This window comes from Terriglobales bacterium (assembly GCA_035624475.1).
In the GTDB taxonomy this organism is placed as follows: domain Bacteria; phylum Acidobacteriota; class Terriglobia; order Terriglobales; family Acidobacteriaceae; genus DASPRL01.
The window spans coordinates 1-11,860 of sequence record DASPRL010000323.1 but is presented as its reverse complement, the minus strand read 5'-3'; the positions used below and the strand labels follow the sequence as shown (position 1 = coordinate 11,860).

The 11,860-nt window shown below is 68.5% G+C and carries 9 protein-coding genes; all 9 read left to right on the top strand.

Annotated features, from left to right (window positions below; all coding sequences use genetic code 11):
* Nucleotides 1-6: 6 nt before the first annotated feature.
* The 9 genes from rpe to pstS all read left to right on the top strand — a co-directional run bounded on the left by rpe (nt 7) and on the right by pstS (nt 11,824).
* Complete coding sequence (gene rpe, locus VEG08_12940) at nt 7-723, top strand: ribulose-phosphate 3-epimerase (protein HXZ28892.1); 717 nt, start codon at nt 7-9, stop codon at nt 721-723.
* Nucleotides 724-827: 104 nt separating this feature from the next.
* A complete protein-coding gene (gene bamD, locus VEG08_12935; protein ID HXZ28891.1) occupies nt 828-2,246 on the top strand; it encodes an outer membrane protein assembly factor BamD in 1,419 nt (472 codons plus the stop codon).
* Between the two features lie 158 nt (nt 2,247-2,404).
* Nucleotides 2,405-3,910, top strand: coding sequence for a response regulator (locus tag VEG08_12930; GenBank protein ID HXZ28890.1), 1,506 nt, complete (start codon nt 2,405-2,407; stop codon nt 3,908-3,910).
* Between the two features lie 88 nt (nt 3,911-3,998).
* Nucleotides 3,999-6,788, top strand: a complete 2,790-nt coding sequence (locus tag VEG08_12925) for a valine--tRNA ligase (protein ID HXZ28889.1) — start codon at nt 3,999-4,001, stop codon at nt 6,786-6,788.
* 112 nt (nt 6,789-6,900) lie between these two features.
* Nucleotides 6,901-7,779, top strand: a complete 879-nt coding sequence (gene nadC / locus VEG08_12920) for a carboxylating nicotinate-nucleotide diphosphorylase (GenBank protein HXZ28888.1) — start codon at nt 6,901-6,903, stop codon at nt 7,777-7,779.
* A gap of 36 nt (nt 7,780-7,815) precedes the next feature.
* On the top strand, nt 7,816-8,889 hold the full coding sequence (locus VEG08_12915; protein HXZ28887.1) for a biotin--[acetyl-CoA-carboxylase] ligase: 1,074 nt from the start codon (nt 7,816-7,818) through the stop codon (nt 8,887-8,889).
* A complete protein-coding gene (locus VEG08_12910; protein ID HXZ28886.1) occupies nt 8,889-9,734 on the top strand; it encodes a type III pantothenate kinase in 846 nt (281 codons plus the stop codon). Before VEG08_12915 ends, VEG08_12910 begins: the two co-directional genes overlap by 1 nt.
* Nucleotides 9,735-9,965: 231 nt before the next feature.
* A complete protein-coding gene (locus tag VEG08_12905) occupies nt 9,966-10,646 on the top strand; it encodes a hypothetical protein (protein ID HXZ28885.1) in 681 nt (226 codons plus the stop codon).
* Between the two features lie 134 nt (nt 10,647-10,780).
* Entirely contained in the window at nt 10,781-11,824 is a 1,044-nt protein-coding gene (gene pstS, locus VEG08_12900; protein ID HXZ28884.1) for a phosphate ABC transporter substrate-binding protein PstS, read from the top strand.
* Nucleotides 11,825-11,860 lie beyond the last annotated feature (36 nt).

Sequence of the window (11,860 nt, the reverse complement as noted above, 5' to 3'; positions counted from 1 at the left end):
TGGCCCGTGTTACGATTGTCTGCCATGTCGCGCGAACGCGGGCAGCCTGCCATCGAACTGGCGCCATCCATCTTGTCGGCCGACTTCGCCCACCTGGCGGAGCAGGCGCAGGCCGCCTTGGACGGCGGCGCGACCCTGCTGCACGTGGACGTCATGGACGGCCACTTCGTCCCCAACATCACCATCGGCCCGCCGGTGGTGGCCTCCCTGCGCAAGGCTACCAAGGTCCCGCTCGACTGCCACCTGATGATCGAGGACCCGGACCAGTACATCCCCGCCTTCGCCGAGGCGGGCGCGGACTGGATCTCGGTGCACCAGGAGGCCTGCATCCACCTCCACCGCACCCTGGAGCTGATCCGCAGCCATGGCGCCAAGGTGGGCGTGGTGCTGAATCCCGCCACCCCGGTGGACACGCTGAGCGAGGTGCTGGGGATGGTGGACTACGTGCTGGTGATGAGCGTGAACCCCGGCTTCGGGGGGCAGAAGTTCATCCCCGCCACGCTGGAGAAGATGCGGCAACTGGCGGCCCAGCGGCAGGCCAAGCGCCTGGACTTCCGCATCGAGGTGGACGGCGGCATCGCCCTCGACACGGTGGCCGACGCGGTGCGCGCCGGCGCCGAGGTCCTGGTGGCGGGCAACGCCATCTTCGGCAAGGGCGATGCCAAGGCCAACGCCCAGAAGCTGCTGAAAGCCGCCTGCGACGCCACCCTGCGGCGCGCCTAAGCGCAAGAAAAAATTGCGCTTGGGGGTGGCGCGGAGGCGGGCAAACAGGGTAAGCTTTCCCTTTCCCACCCGCGCGCATGAAGTCGTATTCCCGAGGTAGGTCAATGATCCGTCGAGCCCTCACAGTTCTCTTCCTGGCGGCCCTGGTTCTGGGCGCGGCCTCCTGCAGCAACAAGAAGGTCAAGAATCCCATCGCCAACGTCGACTCCAAGCAGCCCGACAAGGTGCTGTTCGACCGCGCCATGGACGCCATGAAGCACAACCGCTACGACGTGGCGCGCATGACCCTGCAGACCCTGATCAACACCTATCCCGACTCGGAGTATGTGGCCCGCGCCAAGCTGGCGGTGGGCGACTCCTGGTACGCGGAGGGCGGCTCCGCGGCCCTGGCCCAGGCGGAGATCGAGTACAAGGACTTCATCACCTTCTTCCCCAACATGCCGGAGGCGGCCGAGGCGCAGCTCAAGGTCGCCAACATCCACTACCAGCAGATGGAGAAGCCGGACCGCGACTTCACCCACGCCATGCGGGCGGAGGAGGAGTACAAGCAGCTCATCCTGCAGTTCCCCGACAGCAAGCTGGTGCCGGAAGCCAAGCAGCGGCTGCGCGAAGTGCAGGAAGTGCTGGCCGAGCGCGAGTTCCGCATCGGGCACTTCTACTTCATGCGCGAGATGTATCCGGCGGCCATCGCCCGCCTGGAGTCGCTGGCGGACGCTTATCCCCTCTACAGCCAGGCCGATGAGGCGCTCTACACCCTGGGCCAGTCCTACGAGCGGCAGGCGGAACTGATCCGCAACGCTCCCAAGCTCCCGGAGAAGGCCAAGGAGAAGCTGATCGCGGAGTACATCCAGAAGGCGGGCGCGGCCTACACCCGGCTGATCACCCGCTACCCGGTGATGGATCGCGCCAAGGACGCGGGCGCACGCCTGGCGGCGCTGCACCTGCCCGTGCCCACGCCCACGCCGCAGGCCATCGCGCAAAACAAGGAGGAGGAGGCCAGCCGGGGCAAGACCGGCATGGTGGGCTCGGTCATCCAGAACTTCAAGCATGGGCCCGACGTCTCCGCCTCCGCGCATGTGGGCGATCCCACCATGGTGGAACCGCAGCCCACGGACGCCTCGGCCATGGTGCGCGATGCCAACAAGGCGGTGATGGCGGCGGTCTCGGGAGGAGGCGCCGGCTCCAACTCCGTGAGCGTGGAGACGGTGAGCAGCGGCTCCGGCACTCCCGGTCCCAACCAGCCCCCGCCCTCCTCCGACAGCGGGGCTCCGGCAGCCGGCGACCCCTCCGGGCCCCCCGCCGGCCAGGAGCTGACGCCCAACTCCTCCGGCACCTCCGACAACCAGGCGGCTCCTCCGCCTCCCATGACCCAGGTCAACGAGGCGGCGCAGCCTGCGGGCGACAATGCTGCTCCAGCCGGCTCCGCCGCGGCCGGCCAGAAGCCGGCGGCCACCGACAGCAAGACGGAGTCGTCGAGCAAGAGCAAGAAGAAGAAGGGCCTGCGCAAGCTGATCCCCTTCTAAACGCTCTCGGATCCGGGCCCAGGCTGGCGGCCTCCGCCAGCCTTCGCTTTTGATTCCTGCCGGGGCGCCGGGTGGTGTCGTTCTAGTTTCGTTTGATTGACTTGCCGGCCCAGAAACAGTACTTTGAGGGCAGACCCCAGCCTGTAGGGAATTCCAACGTGGCCCTGAAGGTCCTACTTGCCGACGACAGCATGACCGCCCAGAACATGGGCAAGAAGATCCTCGCCGACGCGGGCTTCGAGGTGGTGGCGGTCTCCAACGGCGCCGCGGCAGTCAAGAAGATCGCTTCGGAGAAGCCAGATGTGATCGTGCTGGACGTCTACATGCCGGGCTACACCGGCCTGGAGGTCTGTGAGCGGCTGCGCGGCGCGCAGGAGACCTCGAAGACCCCCGTGCTGCTCACCTACGGCAAGATGGAGGCCTTCGATCCCGGCGAAGCCGAGCGCGTGAAGGCCAACGGCGTGATCGTGAAACCCTTCGAGGCCAGCGACCTGCTGGCCGCGGTGCAGAAGATGGTGGAAAGGGGCAGCGCAGCCCCACCCGCTCCCCCGGCGCCGGCGGAGGAGACGACCGTCAAGATGCCGGTGCCCAGCTTCGTGGAGGAGTTCAAGGACCGCAGCTACGAAGAGTGGAAGAGCACCGCCGACGAGCACCTGGACACCGGCGCCGTGGTCAAGGAGCGCATCGAGGTCCCCCACGACATGGCGGCGGCGCCCGCCATGGGATGGGAAGAGCCGGCTCCCGCAGCGCCGGCGCCGGAGCTTCGCACCACCGTCCCCGACCTGCGCAGCACGGTGGCCCTGGAGCATCCCGCGGAAGCGGCGGCCGCTCCCCAGGTAGAGCACCACGTAGCCGATCACGAGCTGGAGCCCACTTCCGCCCCCAAGGCGGGCGAGATCGAGATCCAGCGCGAGCCCGATCTGGTCACCGACGCCAGCGAGATGGTGCAGTTCGCCACCAAGTTCGGCGTGGAGCATCCGGAGGAGATCCCGGTGGGGGTGTACACACCGCCCCCGGAGGAAGCCGCGGCCCCGCCCGCGGAAGCGGCACCCGCGCCCGTGGAGGCTGCTGAGCCCGCTCCGGTGGAGGCGGCGCCCGCGCCCGAGGCGGCGCCCGTCCCGGAGGTTGTCTCCGCCCCCGCCCCGGCGAGCGAAACGGACTTCCAGAAGGCCGTCGACGCCGCCATGGCTGCCTACGAAGCGCCTGCCGCGGCGCCTCCGCCGGCGCCGCCGGTGGAAGCGGCCCCGCCACCGGAGGCTGCTCCCGTGGTCGAGGCGCCTGCGCCTCCTCCCCCGGCTCCCGGCTGGTCCGCCGAAGAGACCAAGGTCGAGGAGCACGAGCACAAGGTCTCGCTCGACCATGAGATGCAGCAGGCCTTCGCTTCGGCGCCGGTAGAAGCCGCGCCGCCGGAGCCCGAGCCGCCGCCACCCCCACCGCCGGCTCCTGCCCCTGCGGTGGGTGATGAGACCGAGGCTCTGGCCGCCGAGATGGCCGCGGCCATGGCCGCCAAGATCCCCGAAGCTCCGGCGGTCGCCTCGGGCACCACCTCGCTGGACTCCGCCACCATCGCCCGCATCGTGCACGCCGCCATGGAGAAGCTCAAGCCTGAGCTGGAAGCGGAGATCGCGCGCGCCCTGGCCTCCGAGCAGGAACGCAAGCCGTAGCTGCCCTTCATTCCCACTCCGTTTGACCGCATTTTCCCCGCGCCTGTAATATCGAGCTTTGCCTCCACCGTCCGCGAATTCACTGACAATGCCCCACGAACTGCCCAAGGCGTACGATCCGGGCGCCATCGAGGCGCGCTGGGCGGAGTACTGGGTCGAGGAGAAGCTGTTCGCCGCGCCCACACCGCCGGCGGGTTCGCCGCGCCCCGTCTACATGCTGCAACTGCCCCCGCCCAACGTCACCGGGCGGCTGCACATGGGGCACATGCTCAACCAGACGCAGATGGACATCCTGGTTCGCTGGCACCGCATGCGCGGCTTCCTGGCGCTGTGGCTGCCGGGCACCGACCACGCCAGCATCGCCACCCACATGATGGTGGAGCGGCAACTGGCCGAGGAGGGGCTCGATCGCCGTACCCTGGGCCGCGAGAAGTTCCTGGAACGGGCCTGGGAGTGGAAGCGGCACTACGGCGGCGCCATCCTGGAGCAAATGAAGCGGCTGGGCGCCTCGGTGGACTGGTCGCGCACCTACTTCACCATGGACGAGAACCTCTCGCGGGCGGTGCGCGAGGTCTTCGTCCGCCTCTACGAAGAGGGGCTGATCTACCGCGGCCAGTACATCGTGAACTGGTGCCCGCGCTGCATGACTGCCATCTCCGACCTGGAGGTGGTGCACGAGGAGACCCAAGGCAAGCTCTACGAGATCAAGTACCCGGTGGTCGGGACCCAGGAGTTCATCACCGTGGCCACCACCCGGCCCGAGACCATGCTGGGCGATACGGCGGTGGCGGTCCATCCCAAGGACGCGCGCTACCAGCACCTGCACGGCAAGAAGGTGATGCTGCCGCTGATGGAGCGCGAGATCCCCATCATCCTCGACGAATTGGCCAACCCGGAGTTCGGCACCGGCGCGGTGAAGGTCACCCCCGCGCACGATGCCAACGACTTCCAGGCGGGGCTGCGCCACCATCTGCCGCTGATCGACATCATGGATGAGACTGCGCACCTGAACCAGAACGCCGGGCGCTACGCGGGGCTCTCGCGCCACGCCGCGCGCGAACGCGTGCTGGCCGACCTGGATGGCAAGGGGTTGCTGGGGGGAGTGAAGGACTACGTGGTCCCCCTGGGCAAGTGCGACCGCTGCAAGACGGTGGTGGAACCGCGGCTCTCCATGCAGTGGTTCATGGCGGTCACCAAGAAGACCAGGGATGGACGCCCCAGCCTGGCAGCGCGCGCCATCGAGGTGGTGGAGCGCGGCGAGGTGACCATCTTCCCCGAGAACTACAAGACCATCTACATGAACTGGATGACCAACATCCGCGACTGGTGCATCTCGCGCCAGTTGTGGTGGGGACATCGCATCCCGGCATGGCACTGCGCCTGCGGCGAGATCACGGTGGCGCGGGAAGATCCGCCGCACTGTCCCAAGTGCGGCGGCAAAGTGGAGCAGGATCCCGACGTGCTCGACACCTGGTTCAGCTCCGGCCTGGTGCCTTTCACGACTCTGGGCTGGCCGGAGAAGACGCGCGACCAGGAGGTCTTCTATCCCGGCTCGCTGCTGCTCACCGCCTACGAGATCCTCTTCCTGTGGGTGGCGCGCATGATCATGTTCGGCTGCCACTTCATGGACGGGCACCGCCAGGACGCGGCCATCAAGCAGGCCTCCGGCTGGAGGGAGCGCCAGGACGACACCGTGCCCTTCCGCCAGGTGTACATCCACGCCCTGGTGCGCGACGCCGAGCGGCAGAAGATGTCGAAGACCAAGGGCAACGTGCTCGATCCCATCGAGGTGATCGAGAAGTACGGCACCGACGCCACCCGCTTCACGCTGGCGGCCATGGCCGCCCCCGGCACCGACATCGCTTTCAACGAGAGCCGCACCGAGGGCTACCGCGCCTTCGCCAACAAGATCTGGAATGCCGCCCGCTTCCTCTTCCTGAACGTGGACCGGGCCGAGCAGGCGGGGGTGTGGTCGCTCAAGGAGTTTCAGAAGCTCGCGCCAGGTACGGGGGTCGCCGGCTTCGAGGCTCGCACCCTCGAAGACCGCTGGATCCTCTCGCGCTTCCACGCGGTGGCGCGCGAGGTGCACGAAGCGCTCGGCACCTTCCGCTTCCACGAGGCCGCCAACACCGTCTACGGCTTCTTCTGGGGCGAGTTCTGCGACTGGTACATCGAGATGGTGAAGCTGCGGCTGGCGCCGGGGAACGGCGCCGGGCGCGAGGCGGTGCGCACCGCCTTCGGCAACTTGCTGGGCCTGTTCGAGGCGGCGCTGCGCCTGCTCTCGCCCTTCATGCCCTTCCTGACCGAGGAGATCTGGCACGCGCTCTACGACGGCAAGCCGCCGCTCAAGTCCATCGCGCTGGCTGCCTATCCTGAGGGCGATGCCACGGCGATCGACCCCGCCGCCGAGACCGAGATGGCCGTCCTGCAGGACCTGATCGTGAGTGTGCGCAACCTGCGCGCCGAATTGAAGGTGGAGCCCAAGGCGCGCCTGCCCATCCGGGTGCACGCCGCCGCCGATGTCCGCACGCTGCTGGAGCAGAACCGCGAGGCCATCGAGAAGCTGGCGGGGGTGGAGGGTGTAAGCTTTGTCGAGGAGTCGCTGGCCAAGGCGGCGCACGCGCGCTCCACCGCGCGCTTCGACGTGGCCGTGGTCTACGAGAAGAAGATCGACAAGGCCGCCGAGCGCGAGCGCCTCGAGAAGGAGCTGGGCAAGCTGGAAGGCGAATTGGCCAACGCCCGGCGGCAACTGGGCAACCAGCAGTTCCTGGCCAAGGCCCCGGCCAAGGTGGTGGAGGGGATCAAGAAGCGCGCCGCCGAGCTGGAGGTCCTGATCGAGAAGGCGCGCGCGGCCTTGCGCGGGCTGGGAGCGGATTAGCAAGGTTTCAAGGTCTCAGAGTTTCAAGGTTTCAAAGACAAGAACTGGGAACTGCAACCGGGAACTGAGAACTCGGCCAACGACCAACGACTAACGACCAACGACTGGTTCTATGGACTGGCACAGCCGGCGCATCGCCGCCATCCTGGAAAGCGCGCTCAAGGAAGACAGCGCCACGCGCGATGCCACCTCGTACGCCTGCATCGATCCGCGGCAGCGCGCCACCGCCACCATCCTGGCCAAGCAGGAGTGCGTGCTCTCCGGGCAGGGCGCCATCGAGGGCATCCTCGACGCCTTCGCCCGCCTGGACGGCACCGTGACCGCGCATCCCGAGGTCACCAGCCATCCCGAGATCTTCGACGGGGTGCGCCTGCACAAGGGGCAGAGCATCGCGGTCATCCAGCACAACGCCCGCGTCATCCTCTCCTGCGAGCGGGTGATCCTGAACGTGCTACAGCGGCTGAGCGGCATCGCCACGCTCACGCGCAAGTTCGTGGACGCGGTCGCGGGCACGCACGCGCGCATCCTGGACACGCGCAAGACCGTCCCCGGGCTGCGTGTGCTCGACAAGTACGCGGTGCGCTGCGGCGGCGGACAGAACCACCGCCTCGACCTCTCCGACGGCGTGCTCATCAAGAACAACCACATCGCGCTGGCCGGCGGCATCGCGCGCGCCCTGGAGCTCGCTCATCACAACCGCCGCGGCGATCAGCCCCTGGAGATCGAGGTGCGCTCGCTGGCGGAACTCGAAGAGGCGCTGGCCCACGGCGCCGAGGCCGTCCTGCTCGACAACATGGCGGCCGAGGACGTGAAGAAGGCGGTGGAGCGCGTGCGCGCCCACACTCGCCGCGTCCCGGTGGAGTGCTCCGGCGGCATCAACCTGGAGAACGTGCGCGCCTACGCCGAGACCGGGGTGGACTACATCTCCGTGGGCGCGCTCACGCACTCGCCCCCGGCGGTGGACCTGTCGATGCGCATGGTGCCGGCGTAGGCAGTTCGCAGTTCCCGGTTCCCAGTTGCCGGTTGAATCGCGCATAATTCCCGCATCAAGTCCAGCGCCCCAAGCCGTCGCGGGAAGCAGGCCGCACTCGATCTTTCGGCGCGCACCGACGAGCGCCTGGGGCGCATCCTGCGCGTGCTGCAGCACCACGCCATGCTGGTGGTCTCGGGCACGCGCATCGCCGAGGAGATGGGCGCGTCGCGCTCCGCGGTGTGGCGGCTGATCCAGCAACTGCGCGCCCTGGGAGTGGAGATCGCCGGGCATCCCACCACCGGCTACCAGCTCAAGAAGGTCCCCGACCTGCTCTTGCCCGAGCTGCTGGCGCCGCTGGTGAAGGGGACGATCTTCCGCCGCGTTCATCATTACTTCCGCATCGGCTCCACCAACACCGCCGCCATGCAGGCGGCGGCCGCGGGCGAGCCCGAGGGCACCGTCTTCCTGGCGGAGGAGCAGAGCGCGGGGCACGGCCGCGGCGGCCACTCCTGGCACTCCGAACCCTCGACCGGGATCTACTGCTCCGCCATCCTGCGGCCGGGCGTGGCCCCGGCAGACGTGCTGGCGCTCTCGCTGGCGGCGGGCCTGGCGGCCAGCGCCGCGGTGCAAGAGGTCACTGGGCTGCAGCCCGACCTGCGCTGGCCCAACGACCTGCTGCTCGCCGAGAAGAAATTCTGCGGCATCCTCACCGAGATGAACGCCGAAGTCACGCGCGTGCGCTACGCGGTGGTGGGCGTCGGCATCAACGTGAACCAGGAGAAGTTTCCCGCCGACCTGCACGGCCAGGCGACCTCGCTGCGCCTGGAGACGGGGCAAGAGTGGTCGCGGGTGGCGCTGGCCGGGGCTCTGCTAAAATCGCTGGACCGCGAGTACCGGGCGCTGGCCGCGGCCACCGGGCCGGATGCCGGCGCGGCCGCGCAGTCCGTCTTCCGCCGCTTCGAGGAGCGCTCCTCCTACGCTCGCGGCAAGCGCGTCGAGGTGGAAGAGGACTCGGGCTACGCGGGCGTGACCGAAGGCCTGGACGCGCGCGGCTTTCTCAAGGTGCGCACCGCTGCCGGCCTGCGCACCGTGCTCTCCGGAGGCGTGCGCGCCTTCAAGGAACCGTGATGCTGCTGGTCCTGGATGTCGGCAACACCAACACCGTGCTGGGGGTCTTCGCCCGGCCCGCCGGCTTCACCGCCGACGCAGCCGCCGGCTACGAGCGCCTGGTGGCGCACTGGCGGGTGGAGACCAACCGCAGCCAGACGGTGGACGAGTACGGCGTGCTCTTCCGCAACCTGTTCGCGCTGGACGGGCTGGAAGTCGGCCACATCCGCGGCATCGTGATCTCCTCGGTGGTGCCGCCGCTGGACTCCACCCTGCGCGAGGTCTGCGAGCGCTACTTCAAGACCAAGCCGCTGTTCATCGAGCCGGGGGTGAAGACGGGCATGCCGGTGCTCACCTACAACCCCTACGAGGTCGGGGCCGACCGCATCGTGAACGGGGTGGCCGCCTTCGCCAAGTACGGCGGGCCCTGCATCATCGTGGATTTCGGCACCTCCACCAACTTCGACGCGGTGTCGAAGAAGGGCGAGTACCTCGGCGGCGTGATCGCCCCCGGGCTGGGCATCTCGGCGGAGGCGCTCTTCCAGCGCACCGCGCGCCTGCCGCGCGTGGACATCCGCAAGCCCGGGAAGGTCATCGGCACCGACACTGTGGGTTGCATGCAGTCGGGCCTCTACTACGGATACCTGGGGCTGGTGGACGGCATCCTCGCAGGCATGCTGGCGGAACTGGGCAGGGAGAGCAAGGTCATCGCCACCGGGGGCCTGGCGGCGCTGCTGGCCGAGGGCTCGAAGTACATCTCGGCGGTGGATGAGTGGCTGACCTTGGAGGGCCTGCGCCTGATCTGGGAGCGCAACGCGACGGCGGCGCGCGAGAAGCCGGAGAAGAAGGGGCGGGCGAAAGCATAGCCGCTCGCTCCCTCGCTCCGTGCTCGCTGGCTCGTTCGGGAGCAAGATCTTCCGGCGCTCTTACGACACGACGAAGTCGTACCCTCCCGAGAAGCGCAAGGTCCTTCGACTCGCGATGACCTGCAGGCAAGCTGCAGGCCATCGCTCGCTCAGGATGACACCGCAGGAAGTTTGCTAGAGTCAGAGCAGCAGTCTCCGCGCTCCGGGATTGCGGAGGCCGGCGCTACTTCCGTGGAAAACTACTTCAACTACTTCACCGAGATCGAGGAGCACTTCCGGGAGAAGCGCGGCACCATCCTGCTGCTCTCCACGCTGGACTGGGCGCTGATCGAGACCTGGAAGGAGGCGGGCATCCCGCTGGCGGCGGTGCTGCGCGGCATCGACGCCACCTTCGAGCGCTGGGAGCGCCGCGCCTCGCACACCCGCAAGATCAACTCGCTGGCCTTCTGCTCCCAGGAGGTCCTGGCCGCGGCCGAGGCGATGAAGGAAGCGGCAGTGGGCGCGGCCCCGGCGCCCCCGACCCAGGAGACCGGCTTCACCGCCGAGCAGGTGGCCGACTACCTGAAGAAGAACGCGGCCGCGCTGGAGAAGGCGGCGCTGCCCGGTGCGGCGCACGCCATTGCCCGCGAGCACGCCCGCGCCCTGCACGACCTGGCCTCCGGGCTGCGCGGCGCCCTGGAAGAGGTGGAGCGCCGGCTCACGGTGATGGAAGAGAAGCTCTTTGCCGCGCTGGTGGCCTCCACTCCCGACGAGGAGCTGCTGGCGGTGCGGCGCGAGGCCGACCGCGACCTGGCGCCCTACCGCCGCAAGATGTCGGCGGCGCAGATCGAGCAGTTGCACAAGCAGTACGTCCACAAGCGCCTGCTGGAGCGCTACGGCCTGCCCCGCCTCAGCCTCTTCTACATGCAGTAGCCGCGCGCGCCGGAGGGGACCCTCGCGGCCGGGGTTACCGAAGTTTTCTTCCGGGCCTTCTCTTCCATTGCCAGCGGCCTCCGGGTGCGGTACAAATACCCGCACTTTCGCACGTCTTTGTTAGGGGAGGGGATATGAACGCCACGATGCTCCGCGGCCGGCGGGTGAGCGGCGCCGGGCTGGCCCTGCTGCTGGCCATGCTGGTCCCGGGTGCCGCTGCCCAGGTGATCTCCCTGGTGGGTTCCGGCTCCAATCTTCCCAGCCCGCTCTACGACGCCTGGGTGCAGCGCTACAACCAGCGGAATCCCAAGGTGCAGGTGCATTACCAGGGCCTGGGCACCAGCGAGAGCATCGCCCTGATCACCGCGGGCTCGGGCGACTTCGGCGGCGGCGAGGTACCCATCTCCGACCAGCAACTGCGCACCGCCAAGGTGAAGATCGTGCACGTGCCCACGGTGCTGGCGGCCATCGTTCCCATCTACAACGTGCCTGGGAGCAGCAACCCGCTGCGCTTTTCCGGAGATGTCCTGGCGAGGATCTTCCTGGGAACGATCAAGAACTGGGACGACCCCGCCATCGCCCGCCTCAACCCCGGGGCCAAGCTGCCCCACCTGGGCATCACGGTGGTGCACCGCAACCCGGGCAAGGGCTCCAACTACATCCTCTCCGATTTCCTCTCCAAGACCAGCCCGGAGTGGCGGGCGCGGATCGGCAAGACGCCCTCGCCCACCTGGCCGCTGGGTGAGACCGCCGAGCGCGGCCAGGACATGGTGAGCAAGGTGAAGTCGACGGCGGGGGCGCTGGGCTACGTGGAGCTGGGCTTCGCGCTGCATGACCCCGGGGTGCGCGCGGGCAGCGTGCAGAACGCCTCCGGGGAGTTCGTGAGCGCTTCGCCGGAGTCCATGACGGCCGCCTGCCTGGCCATGCAGAAGTCCATGGCGGCGGACCTGCGCGTGTCGCTGACCAACGCCCCCGGCAAGGACTCCTATCCCATCACCAGCTTCACCTGGCTCTATGTTCCGGCGGGCGGGCTGAAGCCGGAGCGGGCCGGCGCCCTCTCCGACTTCCTGCAGTGGGCGCTGAGCAGCGGGCAGGAGATAGCGCGGGAGCAGGGCTACGCGCCTCTGCCGGCGCCCGTCCTGAGCCAGGCCAAAGCCGCCGCCGGCCAGGTCAAGTAGCCGGCCGATTGCGCCGGCGGCGGGAATCCGCTACAA